The organism is Microcoleus sp. Pol12B4 (assembly GCF_036701385.1).
Classification (GTDB): domain Bacteria; phylum Cyanobacteriota; class Cyanobacteriia; order Cyanobacteriales; family Microcoleaceae; genus Microcoleus.
In genome coordinates this window covers 12,965-28,321 of record NZ_JAUBQR010000018.1, presented here as the reverse complement: position 1 = coordinate 28,321, position 15,357 = coordinate 12,965, and the positions used below count along the sequence as shown (strand labels likewise).

At 46.3% G+C, this 15,357-nt stretch carries 12 protein-coding genes; 3 read left to right on the top strand and 9 right to left on the bottom strand.

The window, feature by feature from the left end; genetic code table 11:
• The first annotated feature begins 119 nt into the window (after window positions 1–119).
• Window positions 120–1,772 (top strand): L-aspartate oxidase, encoded by a 1,653-nt coding sequence (gene nadB, locus QUA38_RS04550; RefSeq protein ID WP_333159598.1) that lies wholly within the window; start codon window positions 120–122, stop codon window positions 1,770–1,772.
• A gap of 21 nt (window positions 1,773–1,793) precedes the next feature.
• Here the strand turns inward: nadB and QUA38_RS04545 are convergent, their stop codons facing one another.
• The 7 genes from QUA38_RS04545 to btpA all read right to left on the bottom strand — a co-directional run bounded on the left by QUA38_RS04545 (window position 1,794) and on the right by btpA (window position 10,006).
• A complete protein-coding gene (locus QUA38_RS04545) occupies window positions 1,794–2,054 on the bottom strand; it encodes a hypothetical protein (RefSeq protein WP_333159596.1) in 261 nt (86 codons plus the stop codon).
• 743 nt (window positions 2,055–2,797) lie between these two features.
• The gene (locus QUA38_RS04540; protein ID WP_333159595.1) at window positions 2,798–3,697 is read right to left on the bottom strand and encodes an IS4 family transposase; all 900 of its coding nucleotides are present in this window, start codon (window positions 3,695–3,697) and stop codon (window positions 2,798–2,800) included.
• A 239-nt stretch (window positions 3,698–3,936) separates the two neighbouring features.
• Entirely contained in the window at window positions 3,937–4,854 is a 918-nt protein-coding gene (gene tnpC / locus QUA38_RS04535; protein ID WP_333159593.1) for an IS66 family transposase, read from the bottom strand.
• Window positions 4,814–5,200, bottom strand: coding sequence for a hypothetical protein (locus QUA38_RS04530; RefSeq protein WP_333159591.1), 387 nt, complete (start codon window positions 5,198–5,200; stop codon window positions 4,814–4,816). Before QUA38_RS04530 ends, tnpC begins: the two co-directional genes overlap by 41 nt.
• Before the next feature lie 175 nt (window positions 5,201–5,375).
• Window positions 5,376–7,511 carry a CHASE2 domain-containing protein gene (locus QUA38_RS04525; RefSeq protein WP_445305026.1) on the bottom strand — a complete coding sequence of 712 codons (2,136 nt, stop codon included), beginning with the start codon at window positions 7,509–7,511 and terminating at the stop codon, window positions 5,376–5,378.
• Between the two features lie 520 nt (window positions 7,512–8,031).
• Window positions 8,032–8,955: a vitamin K epoxide reductase family protein gene (locus QUA38_RS04520; protein ID WP_333159588.1), complete on the bottom strand. Its 924-nt coding sequence runs from the start codon at window positions 8,953–8,955 to the stop codon at window positions 8,032–8,034.
• Between the two features lie 163 nt (window positions 8,956–9,118).
• On the bottom strand, window positions 9,119–10,006 hold the full coding sequence (btpA, locus tag QUA38_RS04515; RefSeq protein ID WP_333078231.1) for a photosystem I biogenesis protein BtpA: 888 nt from the start codon (window positions 10,004–10,006) through the stop codon (window positions 9,119–9,121).
• A gap of 401 nt (window positions 10,007–10,407) precedes the next feature.
• Here btpA and QUA38_RS04510 point away from each other — a divergent pair, with 401 nt between their 5' ends.
• Complete coding sequence (locus tag QUA38_RS04510) at window positions 10,408–11,394, top strand: GDSL-type esterase/lipase family protein (RefSeq protein ID WP_333159586.1); 987 nt, start codon at window positions 10,408–10,410, stop codon at window positions 11,392–11,394.
• Between the two features lie 282 nt (window positions 11,395–11,676).
• Here QUA38_RS04510 and QUA38_RS04505 read toward each other — a convergent pair whose 3' ends face one another.
• Complete coding sequence (locus QUA38_RS04505) at window positions 11,677–12,729, bottom strand: Gfo/Idh/MocA family oxidoreductase (RefSeq protein WP_333097687.1); 1,053 nt, start codon at window positions 12,727–12,729, stop codon at window positions 11,677–11,679.
• Between the two features lie 506 nt (window positions 12,730–13,235).
• Between QUA38_RS04505 and QUA38_RS04500 the strand changes: the two genes are divergently transcribed.
• A complete protein-coding gene (locus QUA38_RS04500) occupies window positions 13,236–13,913 on the top strand; it encodes a hypothetical protein (protein ID WP_333159584.1) in 678 nt (225 codons plus the stop codon).
• 42 nt (window positions 13,914–13,955) lie between these two features.
• Here QUA38_RS04500 and QUA38_RS04495 read toward each other — a convergent pair whose 3' ends face one another.
• Window positions 13,956–15,287, bottom strand: coding sequence for a PrsW family glutamic-type intramembrane protease (locus tag QUA38_RS04495; protein WP_333159582.1), 1,332 nt, complete (start codon window positions 15,285–15,287; stop codon window positions 13,956–13,958).
• Window positions 15,288–15,357 lie beyond the last annotated feature (70 nt).

Below are 15,357 nucleotides of genomic sequence, written 5' to 3'. Positions count from 1 at the left end.
AATCTAAAATATAAGCTCGATCGACTGACATTAGTTCAAGTCCCCAGATTCCTCTGTAGACTCAATTCTAAAATCTAAAATCTAAAATCTAAAATCTAAAATTGACTGGCGGCAGATTTATGACTGACAAATTTGACGTATTGGTAATAGGTGCTGGCGCGGCGGGTTTGTACACGGCACTTTGCCTGCCAGAACATTTGCAGGTGGGCTTGATCAATAAAAATACCCTGCCTGTTTCTGCAAGCGATTGGGCCCAAGGAGGGATTGCGGCGGCGATCGCCCCTGAAGATTCCGCAGCGCTGCACGTTCACGATACACTGGCTGCAGGAGCCGGTCTTTGCGATTTGGATGCGGTGAAATTTTTAGTTGAGGAAGCTTCAGCCTGCATTGACTCCCTAGTGAAAATGGGCGTTGCATTTGATCGCACCGGCCCAGATTTAGCCCTCACCCTAGAAGCAGCCCACTCCCGCCGCCGAGTTCTCCACGCCGCCGACACTACGGGCAAAGCCGTGATCGCTACGCTGACAGCAAAAGTATTGAGCCGCAAAAACATTCAACTCGTATCTCCTGCCTTTGCTTTGAGTCTGTGGCTAGACGAAACCGGGCGCTGCCAGGGGATTAGCTCGATTTGTGGCTCACAAGTCAAGTGGCTGCGTGCCAAAGCCGTGGTGCTGGCGACAGGCGGCGGCGGACAGGTTTTTGCTCAAACGACCAATCCGTCGGTAAGTACCGGCGACGGCGTGGCAATTGCGTGGCGCGCCGGGGCGCTGCTGCGAGACTTAGAATTTGTGCAGTTTCACCCAACGGCGCTGAGCACAGCGGGCGCGCCTCGGTTTCTCATTAGCGAAGCGGTGCGGGGAGAAGGAGCTCATTTGGTTGACAGTAAGGGATATCGCTTTGCTTTTGACTCTCACCCCAGCGGGGAACTCGCCCCTCGGGATGTTGTCAGCCGCGCTATTTTCCGCCACTTGCAAAAGACGGGGGAACCTCATGTTTGGCTGGATTTGCGGCCGATTGCGGTCGATCGACTGCACTACAGGTTTCCGAATATTATTCAAGTGTGCGCTGATTGGGGAATTGATATTTTTTCCGAACCGGTGCCCGTGACGCCCGCGGCCCATTACTGGATGGGAGGAATTGTCGCTGACAAGTTTAACCAAACTTCGATTCCGGGTTTGTACGCGGTGGGAGAAACTGCGAGCACGGGGGTACACGGCGCTAATCGGTTGGCGAGCAATTCGCTGCTGGAATGTCTGGTTTTTGGTGCGCAAATGGGACTTTTGCAGCTAGAAGGTGGAAGGTCCGAGGCATTCGCCGATCAGTTCGAGGCGGGGGAAATCTTGGAAAAATCGATTTCTGAAAAGGACATTGAGGCGATCGAAAAGTTGCGGGTCGAATTGCCGAATTTAGTGTGGCAGAGTGCGGGAATTTGCCGGGGACAACGCGATTTGGAAAGTGCGATCGTCCAAATTGAGATTTGGCGGCAAGAATTTGCTTCATTGCCTTTGAGTCAAACGCTTGATAATTTACAGCCCGGACAAATTATTGATTTTTCCCCTGCTGAGGCGGAGAATAGCTCAATTTTGCGAAATTGGGGAGAAGTGGGGAATTTATTGGATATTGGCTATTTAATTGTCAAAAGTGCTGCGTTTCGCACCGAAAGTCGCGGCGGCCATTACCGAGTGGACTATCCCCTCACCGATCCGGATTGGTGCAGCCATACTTTAATTAACCAATCGAATTGGTACAAATCTCCGCGAATAGAAGATTGAAAATTTATTGAAAATTTGGGGTCAGCGCGTCCCCGTACCGTCACTTTCGGGGTTCCCGTTCGGGGGTGGTTCGTATTTTTGGGGATTTGCAAACCTAGATGTTGATGTAACTGTCCAAACTCTGGGAGTCGATGGCGTTGGGTTCTCGCCCGCGCTACGGACTTTTGTGAAATTGCTAGTTGAGTTGCTCGCAATTCGAGCCGCATTTGCGGTGCCGACTATATTCACTTGCAGGCAGGCCGCCAGGGTTGCCGTTGTTGTAAGCTGAATCAAAGTACGCATAGTATTCACACCCTTATTCAAATCACTGCAATAGATCCACGTCTGTACCACCTATTATATCTATCAATTTCCGTATTTCCACTGATATCTTTACATTTACTTTAATTAACTTTCATAAGTTTAGATAATTTTTTTTACATCAGAGCTTTTTGGCAATTTAAATCTGGTTTCAGGTGGGAATTTATTTTAAGATTTTGTAACATTTATATGAGACGGCAAGTTACTCTCATAAGTTTTATGTTTTGCTAAATATATCTAATGGCAGATGACAAATTAGAGGATTTTAAATTACAGGAGTTGAAATTTGAGGTTTCACTACTTTGGACATTTTCTTGAACGGTTTCAAAAAGCCTAGAGGGCTTACATTTTAAGAATCGAGCTATTTTTTTAAGTTAGCTACACAGGGGACGCCTAAAATAATATCCCCCTCACAACCCTATTAGGGTTTGATATCTAAAAATGGCTCAAATTTTGTCTAAAATAATTGAGATTTTAGATAAAAAATTGAATAGTTACAAATGACTGATCAAGCAAAAGGTCTGGGGGGGGGTGACAAAGAGGCCTAGGAGATAGACCGAATCAGGGTTGCAGCCCGCATACCTTGTTGATAAAAGCGACGTTTATTTCGAGTTGACTTCATTAACTGTTCCACTTCCAAAGAATATTGTTCGAGATAATTAACCCACTTTTCTCCATCTTGCGCCTACACCAAATGTACTCCGTCTTCGATATCTTTTTTTAGGTTATTGACGCCGACATACATATTTCCCTACCTGCTTGTTCCGAAGTTCAGTACCTTCAAATATTGCCAAACTATAGGCGAGTGTCATCAGCAGAATTATGTTAATCAGTCGGTTGCCTTTTAAGCTAGTTCCTTCCAGCTCGTAGCCTCCTGTTTTACAATCTCGAAACATTTCTTCGACACCCATCCGTTGCTTGTAAGCATCGATAGCTGCCTGCAATGAACCTAAATCTGTCAGAATAAACCACACTTCATCAAGCTTCCATGCCCCAGAGTTTCTTTTCCACTTACAAGCAACATCAAATCCAGTAGCCGGCTGAGTTTTTCTCACTCTTTTACCTTGAAAATATAAAGAGGTTCTCGGCACTATTCCTAATTCATCTAATTGCTGCCAAACTAAATGCTCTGTTTCGATACAATGATTTTTCTTCAGTCTTAAGCAAAAAGACACACCCTTTTGCTTCAGCCAATTTCCTCGGTCACTCGAACAAAATTTACGGTCTCCTAAAACGATAACTTTATATTCTGAAAATAATGGTAAAACTTGCTGTAGATTTCTCGTTTGTGACTCGAAGTTGCTGCTGCCCAATTTGGGTAACAATGACCAGTATAATGGAATTGCTCTTCGCTCCCAGATTAAGCTAACCATGAACAAATTAATACAGCCCCATTGGCTGCGCTCTATTGCAATTGATAAGCGAGTACCAACACGGCAATAAATTGTCAACCAATAAGTAATTAATGGGAACCAAATTAATTCAATCGTTAAGTTCGGTAAATCTAAAAACCTTTGTAATTTACGTCGCCGACATGAGGCTGTAATTAGACAGGGAAATACTCGGGAGAACCTCTCTAATCTCACTTGTTTTTCTGATTGCATCAAGGATAGCAAAATTGTCATCACCAAAAACTGAGATGGCGTCAGGTATTTTTGTAAATGACTCTGGTAAAATCTTAGTATCATTATTTTTTTGGATAGGCAAGCGTGTAACAACTCTGCTGCCTATCTTTTAATGTAATTGCTCAACTAGGGGAAAAAAGGGAGCCATGAATAGAGAGGGCTTGCTGAATAGCTTGATAAGCAGTTAAGCCCTGCCTTTGACCAGTATTCACAACTGAACGAACAGCCGCAAATAAATCTCACCCCCATTCTGAACGAAAACAGTTGGTCACACGGCGAAATATCGTACTCATCCGAATCGCTTGTTCGCTAGAATTATTTGTGGGTGGAATTGCCGCATCTTCCAGAAATAAAAACAAATTATCAATCAGCTCACCATAGCGTTTTCGTAACCGGATACCATCCGGTTGGTGTGGTGCTAAATTCAAAATTCTGGTTAATTTTTCCTGTAAATTTTTGCGATATCGGTCCAGTCTCGTCTCGTCCATTTTATCGCGTCGTCGATGGATGACAAAAGCCCTTAATAACAACATCTTCATCGCTGGGGCAAAAATCTTGTCTCCAGCATCAATGGCATATTGGCAATCCCTCAGTTGGTGGGCTAAACACACTTGCCATTGTGCTGCTGGGTGATTTTTTTGAGCGCTAAATAGGTCTGACACCCACACCTGTGGGCGATGTTCCCCGATAACTTCGTTAATTACCCCAGTTCCTCGACTCGGGCGGATGACATGCAAGCCAATATCCTGGTTCTGAAATACCCACTCCCATTGGTTTTGTCCGTTAACTCTGGCACTCGTTTCATCCGAGCAGATTAATTTTGCCTGTCGCAATCGTTGCAGTATGTGACTTATTCGATCGTCTAAACTGGTTTTGACTTTCCCCAACAGGTTAGCGATTGGTCCTTCTGAGATCTTTAACCCAAAAACGGATGCCAAGATTCCCGACATCCGTTCGTAGCTGATGGCATGAGTATAACGGAGACATGTGATTAAGCTTTGAATTGAACTGCCAAACGGTGAACCTGGTTCCATTCCCAATGGTACAGGGGCAACATAGTCGGTTTGACAACAAGCGCAGTGACCACCATAACGTTCGATGCGGGTGATGATTGGCTTAATTGGCGGTAGTTCGATTTTTTCGTAGACTGCCTGCAATTTTTGGGTGGCGACGGTGACTTTCTCTCCACACGCTCGGGCAACTTTTCAGTTGGGCGATGATTACTTGGTCGGGAGGGGGATGTAGTTCTCTTCCCCCTCCTGCTCTGCCTACGCTTCTTTGCCTTTTGCTCCCCTCAGTTTTCGATGGCTTAATGTTCGGCTTGAATCCTTTTGAGGGGAGAGTGCTGGAATTTTTGCTAGTTTTGCTGGGGGTGGTCTCTGGTTTGGCTTCCTCTCTCGCTGCTAAGGCGGCGGTGAGTTTTTGGATTTCCTGCCATAGCTCCACTATCAAGGCTTCTTTGGCCTGGTTCGATAGTTGTTTTAGGTCGGGCAGTTTTTCCATTTCTCTACCTAATCTCTATCTTGTCTTCTTGTCAAGGGTGTTGAGCAATTACCTTTTTTACCACAAGTTGGCTCAATCCTTACTAACTATGGGTTTGGGGCAGGTCGTCACCCCCCCCCCAGGCAAAAGGTGGGTACTTTACCTACAGTTGAATTAGGTTTTTAATGACTTTTAATTAATAAAAGTAATATTGATTTTTCCCGCGTTCCTTAGCACGATACATCGCAACATCGGCATTCTTGACTAAAATTTCTGGCTCTTGGCCGTCAATAGGATATAAACTAATGCCAATACTTGTAGTTACAGAAATTGTATGTTCTTCTAAAATAAAAGGCTGCATGATGGCGTCGCAAATTTTTTCCGCTACTTTCGCAGCTTCTTCTCGACCGGGAATTGCAGGCAAAATGACTGTGAACTCATCGCCACCCAACCGCGAGATTGTATCGCTGCCACGCAAGCATTTTTTGAGCCGACTGGCAACTGTTTTTAAGAGTAAATCGCCCACATTGTGTCCAAGAGTGTCGTTGATTGACTTAAAGCCATCTAAATCTAAAAAGAGTAAAGCTACCAATTCCTGAGTGCTGGAGGCTATTTCTAGAGACTTATGCAAGCATTCGTAGAACATTTGGCGGTTGGGCAAGCCGGTAAGAGCATCGTGATAAGCTTGGTGGCTGAGCTCAGCATTTTTTTGTTCGAGGGCATTTGCCCGAAGTTGGCGCTCGGTAATATCTCTAATTGCTCCGACTAAAAATAGGTTGCCGGCAGCATCTTTATGTAGGGATCTTTTAGTCGCAATCAAATGCGTAATTCCGTGAGCGTCAGTAAAATATTCTTCATTTTCTCGCGGCTGATGATTTTGAAATACTAATTCGTTTTGCTGCCAAAATATCTCGGCTTCGGCGTGGGGAAATAAATCGTAATCGGTTCGGCAAGTTAAAATTTCTAAAGAATAGCCAATAAACCGACAATATGCTTGATTCAAAACTACGCAGCGGTGAGTTCGATCTTTGACAAAAATGGGGTCTGGAATTGTATCGATTAGCGATTGTAAAAATTCTTTAGACCGTTTTAATTCTTCTTGCAAGTGAGCCAGATAACCCACAACTGCTGCGCCAGAACCCACAAGACTGAGGATTGGAGGAATTAACGGTAGCCACCAACCTGCTAAGAATACTAGGTATAAAGTCGCACTCAGGCCTAGACAGATACTTAATAAACAGTAAGCCGATCGACCAACCGATCGCAAATTCCAACTCACCTTTGCTCCGGCCCAAGACCACAGTAAAATCCACAGCAACTCCGCAGCCTCTGGCCAGACATTGATACCCCCGCGTCCGTCGAGGGCCGCACTCAAAATTTGGCTCAAGAAATGAGCCTGAAGTTCGACTCCAGGTATTTGCTGGGGAGGACCAAACCAACCGGAACTGTAAGCATTTTGGTAAAAGTCTCTGAGGCTGGGGGCATTTGAGCCGATCAACACAACGCGCGATCGTACAAAATCAGGGGGTACTTTGCCAGAGAGCACATCGCTCATCGATGCAGTGCGAAAACTGCCTCGCGGGCCTCGCAGGTTGGTCAAAATTTGATAGCCACGGCTGTCCGATCGAACGTAAGCACCATCATTCGGTTGAAAAGGCCGAAAAACCCCCTTGCCTAACTGCAAGTATTTAGGATTGATTCTTGCTGGTTGAGGGGAAATTCCTTCGCTTTTGAGGTAAAGCAAAGCCAGTCTGAGTGCGAAACTTTGATGAGTTTTGCCGTCTCCGGGCCAAGCATAGAGCAAAGTTCGCCGCACTTTTGAGTCAGCGTCGATGACCACATTGTTGAAACCAATTCGATCGAGCTTGTCAAGTACCCGAGGCGGGCGAACTCCGAGCCTGGTTTCGTCTGGCATCAACTCAATGCCGATTAAGTTGGGAATAGTTTTAAAAGTTTTGAGCAAGTCTGCGTTACCCGGTTGAGTTGGCAAATCTCGGTAAACGTCGAGGCCGATCGCCCGTGGCTTGCCAGCGTGCAATTTTTGCAGCAGTTGGGCCAATACAGCATCCGAAATTGGGTAGCCGTATTTTTGCAAGTCAGCTTCTTTAATTTCTACAATGACGATGCGCGAGTCAATGGTTTCTGCCGGCCGCCAGCGCACAAAGTGGTCGAAAGCAGCCCATTCCCACACCTGAAAAAATCCGAACCAGCGCATTACAATGACCGTACTAGCAACGGCACTTGCAGTAATCAATACTCGGCGTTCTCTATCGACCCATTTTTTGATGGTTTTTAGCATATTTTGGGGATTTGGGCCTCGCCCTGTGAGCATCTAAACTACTACTACCTATAGGTTTTACATCTCCGAGCCTATTTTAGATTTTAGATTTTAGATTATCCAATTTTTTAGTTTTTCGGTGTGGGCGAGTCGATTTTAGATTTTAGATTTTAGATTATCCAATTTTTTGGTTTTTCGGTGCGGGCAAGTCGATTTTAGATTTTAGATTATCCAATTTTTTGGTTTTTCGATGCGATCGGGCTGCAAGAGCAGAAACCGGGTTTTGCAACCAAAATATGTCATTTCAAAAATCACTCTGGAAGCAGAAACCCGGTTTCTTGCATTTTTATGTAAAATTTTTAGTAGTTATTCACTGATCTAAATACTAGAAACCCACAACTTGTTTAATTTTTTTTTGTTCTCACTAACTTTTACTATATTTTTATTGATTATAGATAGATGCCAAATTTTAGATTGATTTCGCAGCAAGAGCTAAGAATAAACTAAGTTAAAAACCAGGATATTTCCTGCCCATCAATCTAAAATCTGTCATCTAAAATCTCCCAACTTCCTGTTAGTTTTGAAAGTTGCGCGAGCCGGTGTAACCAGATAAATCAGCAAGTTTATTCAAAGATTGCGTCCCCGAATAAAACTGACCATTAATCTCCCATGTCGGGAAACCTTTAACATTCGCAGCAGCAGCTTGGCAAATTTCAGCACGGGAATTTTGCCCCCTGGGATCACATTCAAAATAATCAATTATTTTGGCTGCTTCTTTGCCGAACAGCATTTTTTGGTCGTGGCAGTGGGGACACCAATAAGCGCCGTACTCTTTAGCGCCAATTTGTCGGAGGTGGCGGGCCAAAGCAATTTGTGCCGGGCCGGAGGTTGTAGTGACTACAGGGGGTAAAATTCCGGGGGTAGAGACGGTAGGAGCAGGTGAGTTGACGCTGTTATAAAGTCCCAAGGCACCGATCGAACTCACCATTGCCACCAAAATGCCTGTAAACACCAACTGTCCGATATCTTCCCACTCGCGTCCCACTAGCACCAGCACAAACAGCGACAGCGAAAATAAGGCAGAAGTGATGCAGTAAATGCACAGTTCCTGAATTTCAAAAGCCATCAAATACACCAAATAGCTGCTGAAAATTACCATCGCAGCGGTGATGATAAATAGCGCTGGCCAAGTTTTGTTTTCTAGTTGAGAGTGCAGTCCTTTCTTGGTGTCGGGATTTACAGCTTTGGGAGCCCATGCCAGGATTGCTATGCTCAGGTAAGCCAGACAGCCTAACAAACTTAAAGGCACTGTGCCAAAGACTGTAGCGTAGGGACTGTTGAGAACTTTGTCGCAGCCGCTGGTGGGACAAATGACCGAGCCAGTCGTGAATTTAGCGATCGTGAGATAGGCCGTTTCTACGACGCCTATGGCTGCGATCGCTGCCATCACAGTCCTAGACCAGCGATGAATCCAAGGGGTTGAACGTCGGCGAATCATTTTTTGATTTGGTAATTTGGGAATTGGGAATTGTTGACTGTTGACTGTTGACTAATGACTGTTAATTGTTAACTAATGACCGATGACTGATGACTACTGACTACTGACTACTGCCAACTGCCAAATGACTACTGCCAACAGTCAACAGTCAACAATTCCCATTTTACGTTTTACTTGTGAGTTTGCCCGGTTCCGGTGTGGGCCCTCTTGAGCCATTAGCGTCTCTGTTTTCCTGTTCGCGCTCTTTCTGTGACAAGCTGCGGCGGGCGGCTTCTACAAACTGACTGACGCGGATCGGATCGATGGGCTGCTCGATGCGGCCGTTTCGCTTCAGGGAACTCGATACGATTACGCCGTCAGCGGCCTGCATGAGGGTGGAAATGTTTTCCCAGGAGGCGCCACTGCCGATGAAAACTGGAATTCCCGCCGCTGCTGCACTCGCGAGTTCTAAGTCTTCGAGATTGGGAGGGCTGCCTGTTGTCCAGCCGGAAAGGATCACGGCGTCGGCTAAAGCGCGCCCGATCGTTTCTTGAACGGCTGTGGTCAAGTTGGGGCTGCCTAGGGGGCGCCCGTGCTTGACTAACACGTCTGCTAATATTTTGACATCGCTGCCCAATTCCCGGCGGTAGCGCAGTAGCTGGTGAGCTTGGCCTTCAATTAAGCCTTGGTCTGTAGCCATGATGCCGTTGAGGACGTTGACGCGGATGAATTGAGCTCCTGTGCAGGAGGCGATGGCGATCGCGCTTTGGGCGTCGTTTCGCAGCACGTTAACGCCGATCGGCAGCGTCACGAGATTTGTTAGCCTCTCAACTACCAGAGTCATGGCACTTACAACAGCCGGATCTACGCTGTCTTTAGCAAAAGGAGCGTCGAAAAAGTTCTCGACTATGATACCGTTTGCGCCACCAGAAGCCAGCGCTGTAGCCTCTTGCTCGGCTCTTCCGATAATAGCTTTGAGGTTTCCGCCCCAGCGGGGAGAAGTTGGCAAAGGCTGTAAATGTACGACACCGATTATGGGATTCGGCGTTTTGAATATTTGTTTTAAGTCCACGGATTTTCCTGAAACCACCAAGTTCACTGACGGCTGACGGCGGATTTTGACGGTATATTCTAGAATTCTATATCCACGAGGGCGATCCGGTTGACTTAATCGGGTTGCAAAGTTGCTCAAAGCCCGACGGCATAACATTTTAGATTTTAGATTTTAGTTTTTACAAGGACAACCTACTTACCTCACTCGAAGAGGGATACTTGCTTCAAGGCACGAGTCCTCGAAAGCAAAAAAAGTTTAGATTTTAGGGAGATTTCCCAGATTCATCTGTGGAGTCAATACTTTAATCTTTAATCTTTAATCTACTGACTACAATCGGGGTTGAGAGCTTGACTGCTGTTGCATTATTTTTTATACCTTGGTGTCGGCAGGGGTTTTTCCTTCTCTATCGAGGTTAAGTGGTGGAAGTTGTTCTCATAATTTTGGCTGTCACCGCAGCACCCGCAGCAGCAATCGAAGTGCTGCTGCGGGTGCTGCTGGGTTTTGGCAATCCCTTGATTTACATTGCCGATGCCGAGTGCGGCTATTTGTTGGCGCCTAACCAGAAGGTGCGTCGCTTGAGCAACCGGATTGAGATTAACGAGTATTCGATGCGTAGTGGAGCGATCGCCCCCATACCCCCTCCAGAAACTCTGCGCCTCTTGCTGTTGGGAGATTCTGTCGCCAACGGTGGTTGGTGGACACATCAGACAGATACGATCTCGGAAATTATGGCTCGGAATTTGAGACTGCTAGTACAGAATCTGGCGAACCATACACAATTAGGTCCACAAGTCAACTATTCAGATTTTGAAGTTTTAAACGCCTCAGCCAATTCTTGGGGGCCGAGGAATCAACTTGCTTACGCCAAGCGGTTCGGTGTTTTTGGGGCAAAGGCTTTGGTTTTGCTGCTCAATACGGACGATTTGTTTGCGTCGGCTCCCTGTTCTCTGGTTGTGGGGCGCGATCGATCTTACCCGGATCGCAAACCCCGATCGGCTACGCTAGAGTTATTGAGCCGCTACCTGCTCCCTGCGGCGCCGACTCGCCAATTGGCAGCACCCGGAGCTACAAGCGGCGATTTAGTAGGCTTTAACTTAGAAGCTATTAGCCAAATCCAGAAAATAGCTGTATCCGCCAACGTCGAGTTTTTGCTAGCCGTCACGCCCAAGCGTGGCGAACTCGGCGGCCCGGGCCCTCGCGACTGGGAAGTCAATGCTAGAGCGCGTCTCGCCGAACTCGTAGAAACAGAGAAAATTACTTACATAGATTTTCTTCCCATTTTCAATTGTGCGGCCGAACTTCCAACGTTGTATCGAGACAGCATTCACCTCAGTCCTCAAGGAAATCAGCTAGTTAGCAAAACCATCAGTCGTCAAATAGTCGCTCTTTTTTGGCATAAATCGTGACTTCACCTAAAAATGGATACTTGCCCACGACTTCTGTTGTCGAGAGCAAAAAATTTAAAACCTTAGTTCAAGCCCCCAGATTCATCTGCAGAGTCAATCTAAGATCTAAAATCGTTTGACTGAGGGCAACTCGACGCTCGCACTCGCCGAACTTCTCACGCCGAATTGTCCAATCTCAAATCGACTGACATCGAATCCGGTTGCATGGGAACAGTTACCATCTTCAACGAACAACAAACCCAAACTGTAAAAGCACCCGGAAACGACACGATTTGTCTCGATTTAGCTAACTTGCAAAGTAGACTCTAGCTCTTTCGGATACCAAGCTTGACCGTCGAGAGCCATTTGCTCGATCGAACTCGCAAGCCGCAGAGCTTTGAGAGCTTGTTCTCCTCCTACAGAAGGCTGATTTCCACCCCGCACGCAATTAATAAAATGCTCCAATTCTGCGTGGAGCGGTTCAATATTGCTGGTGTAAACTTTCTCGATCAACCCATCTTGACGGTAAAGCACCTGACCGTAATCCGTCACGTAATTGGCGGTTGTTTGTCGGTGAATCAAGATTTCGTTGTTGAGAAAATCTGCCTCTGTCAGAGAATTCTTGCAGTGAGCCACGATTGAACGGAGTTTGCGGTGCGTCACCTTACTGGCAGTCAGGGTGGCGACAATGCCGTTAGCAAAGTTCAACGTCGCTGTCACGTAGTCTAAATAACCTGAATCTGAGGCCCTGCTGCCGCTGGCCGTCAGCTTCACCACTTGGGAATCTGCCAATTCCAAAAGCAAGTCGATGTCGTGGATCATTAAATCCAAAACTACCGATACGTCGTTAGCCCGCTGGGAATAGGGACTCATCCGGTGAGCTTCCAATGCCAGTAACTCTTCAGTTTTCAGCACTTTGCCGAGTTCCTGAAAAGCTGGATTGAAGCGCTCGATGTGACCCACTTGTAAAATCCGGTGGGCCTCAGCAGCCGCGTTAACCAAAGATTCGGCTTCGGCAATGCTAGCCGCGATCGGCTTTTCGATTAAAACGTGAACACCCGCTTGGAGACAAGACATCCCCACAGGGTGATGCAGGCGAGTTGGAACGGCGACGCAAACTGCATCTACGTGGGCGAGCAAATCTCGGTAGTCTTCAAAGAAGCGAACCCGGTATTTGCTTGCTACATCTATTCCCCGCTCTACATTTATGTCTGCAACACCCACGAGTTCGATATCTTTTAGCAAGCTCAGAACTCGCGTGTGATGCTGGCCCATATTGCCAACCCCAATCACCCCAATGCGGAGGGGTTCGAGTTGACTTCGCTGGGCGAAAACGTTTGCGTATCCCAATGACATCCTATCTAGCACTCCTGGATTCTCCTCCACCACCACAGGAATCAAGCCCCTTGGCTTCCCTCAGCTACTCACAGCCATCCAGATAGTACCACAGTCAAACTATTTGTGAAGAATTTCTAAGTTCAGTTGCGATTATCGCATCAGCCAATCCAGCAGAAGCTCGTCATACACAAGGGCAGAATACAGGCGTCAAATGTCTGGAAATTGCGTATTGACAAAATACATAAAATATGTATGTGCCTTGGGACGATCGTCTGCTGCACCGCAACAACACAAACCGATCGGAATATTTGGCGAGTACGATCAAACATTTTTCTGGTTTCTGTTCACAAGTAATAGTGAAAGTCATAAATTATACAAATACAACAGATGATCCATCCGTATTACTTCGGTTACTTACATTCAGTAATCTTTGACTTCAAAAAAATTTACTTTAAGAATGCGGATAATTACGGGCGATTGCTCACTCAAATAAACTAGACTTACGTAAAGTTTAATAAAAAATAATGATTCAAAAACAAAGGCCCAGATTAGGAAGTGCGATCGCTAGCACAATTTTAAGTTGGTTTTCAGCCGTGTCATTCGTAGGAGTAGACAAAGCACAAGCCGCCGCAGTCACCTACAATTTCCAAGTAGAAAATGGTGAAGCTAGCGGCTTTTTTAAGTTGAATAACTCCTCGCTTACAGGAATAGGAATTGAAGAAATTGCAGTATCTGAGGGAAGATTAGAGACTTTTCTCAATCTTACTGATTATGGAGGTGGAGAAGCCAAAGAATACTACGATTTGGCAGGGTTTACAGTTTTATTTTATCAAGGGGCTTTTCGCGGACTGCAAGCAGGTGGCAGCGACGAAGTGATCAGAGAATATATCAGTCCTCCAGACGAACCAGGAGCCCCTTTTTCCTTCACGTATAGTGGCGGCGCATCTTGGTCTATGGCTACGAACGGACTGTCCTCTGATATGTGGACATCTTTTTTCTGGGGGTATAAGGACGTATATATTATACGCCCAGACGATAGTGTAGATCTAGTTGCCAGATCGATCGTGCGTGATACCCCTGTTTCCTACACCCTAGTGAATACCGAACCAGAACCAGTTCCCGAACCTCTCACCGCAGGGTCTGCAGCTTTAGCATTGGCAGGTTTAACCTGGTTAAAACACAAGAAAAAAATGGCAGTTTGAGGTGCGATCGCACCTCAACAATTAAGCACTTAGCAGTCACTTTTAAAAGAATATTCGAGTTGCAAAATTTTGCTCTCGATTGGGAGACAGAGCTCTAGCTTTCAAAATCGCAGCTACCAAAAACGCATAGGACAAAACTCCCACCAAGGCTAGCAAAAGTACGCTGACGGCTCCCGACGCATTCCACAAAGCGTGAAGTGCCGAAGCGCTGAAATAGCCGACGCCCAAAATTTGCCAGCGCTTCCTAGGTTTGAGGGCACTCAAACCGATAAAATATCCCAAATAGCCGCTGTAAGCCATGTGTCCGGCGGCGGAACCCAAAATGCGGGGAATTAGCAACTGCAATCCTACTAATTGTCCCGCCTCCGCCCCTGCTTGCAGGGTGACATTTTGGATGACATTGGGAACGTACTGTCCCAGAGTTTCTAACAGTGTAAAGCCGACTGCCGAAGCACTTCCTAACAGAATTCCGTCTAAAGGTTCCCAAACACCGATTCGATCGCGCCACGGATTTCGCAGCCAATTTCCCAGTAACATCGCTCCCAAAACGGGCAGGGCTTTCAGCAATTCTTCCATTAGACCCGCCCCGAAAAACATTCGGGTCAAAAAAGGCAAAAAACTGACTGTTTCGCCTTCGGTTGGCAGGCGGCCGGGCAAAATTTCTCTAAATACTAATATAAATCCAATTAATAAGGGGCTGGTCACAATCAGGACTGTAGCTAACGCCGAACCAAGTAATACCCACCAAGGCTTGTGTTTGCCACACAGTTGATAGATAAAGTAGTAAGCCGCGCCGGCGAGGTAAGCTGACAGCAGCAAGTTGAATGCTGCGGAATTTCCAACCGCGACAAACATTGACACGACAACAATAACTGTGGCAATACCTGGATATAGGTAAGCTTTTTGGCTTAATTGTTTGCCAGTGGAGGCGATGGGGAATAATTGAGTTAAAGTGAGAGCATCTTTTTCGCTACCAGCAAAATTGCCCGTTTGTGCTGCTGGGAATCCGGGTTGATTTTGGCAAGGGGTTACGGGAGATTCAAATATAAATTCAGGGCCGTCAAGGCCGAGACTGATGCGATCGCCTGTTTCTAAAGTTTGGCAGCCAGAGAGCTTTTTTCCGTTGATATAAGTTCCATTAGCGCTGTTGAGGTCGCAAATTTCCCATCTCGTCAAAGTACCTTGAGTTAAGGGACGGATCGTGGCGTGGCGACGAGAAACCATGCCGTGACCCATCGACTCTAAAGCTATTTGACAATTGCGATCGCGTCCGATGACCAATTCCCCTTCTTCAGAAAGTTGGTACTGAGATGCTGGGTTTCCCACAGCGTCTTTGGCTGGCACTTGTCGCAGAAATCCGATTTCATTAGTCATGAGTTATGAGTCATTAGTCATGAGTTATGAGTCATTAGTCATGAACTCGCGAGCTGTTAGCTGAGGTTAT

What these genes read in the sequence shown, in the direction of transcription:
- QUA38_RS04525 (WP_445305026.1), bottom strand. Translation starts at nt 7,511, where the DNA reads ATGCTCACAGGGCGAGGCCCAAATCCCCAAAATATGCTAAAAACCATC.
- QUA38_RS04520 (WP_333159588.1), bottom strand. Translation starts at nt 8,955, where the DNA reads ATGATTCGCCGACGTTCAACCCCTTGGATTCATCGCTGGTCTAGGACT.
- QUA38_RS04500 (WP_333159584.1), top strand. Translation starts at nt 13,236, where the DNA reads ATGATTCAAAAACAAAGGCCCAGATTAGGAAGTGCGATCGCTAGCACA.
- nadB (WP_333159598.1), top strand. Translation starts at nt 120, where the DNA reads ATGACTGACAAATTTGACGTATTGGTAATAGGTGCTGGCGCGGCGGGT.
- QUA38_RS04530 (WP_333159591.1), bottom strand. Translation starts at nt 5,200, where the DNA reads ATGGAAAAACTGCCCGACCTAAAACAACTATCGAACCAGGCCAAAGAA.
- QUA38_RS04495 (WP_333159582.1), bottom strand. Translation starts at nt 15,287, where the DNA reads ATGACTAATGAAATCGGATTTCTGCGACAAGTGCCAGCCAAAGACGCT.
- QUA38_RS04545 (WP_333159596.1), bottom strand. Translation starts at nt 2,054, where the DNA reads ATGCGTACTTTGATTCAGCTTACAACAACGGCAACCCTGGCGGCCTGC.
- QUA38_RS04505 (WP_333097687.1), bottom strand. Translation starts at nt 12,729, where the DNA reads ATGTCATTGGGATACGCAAACGTTTTCGCCCAGCGAAGTCAACTCGAA.
- QUA38_RS04540 (WP_333159595.1), bottom strand. Translation starts at nt 3,697, where the DNA reads ATGACAATTTTGCTATCCTTGATGCAATCAGAAAAACAAGTGAGATTA.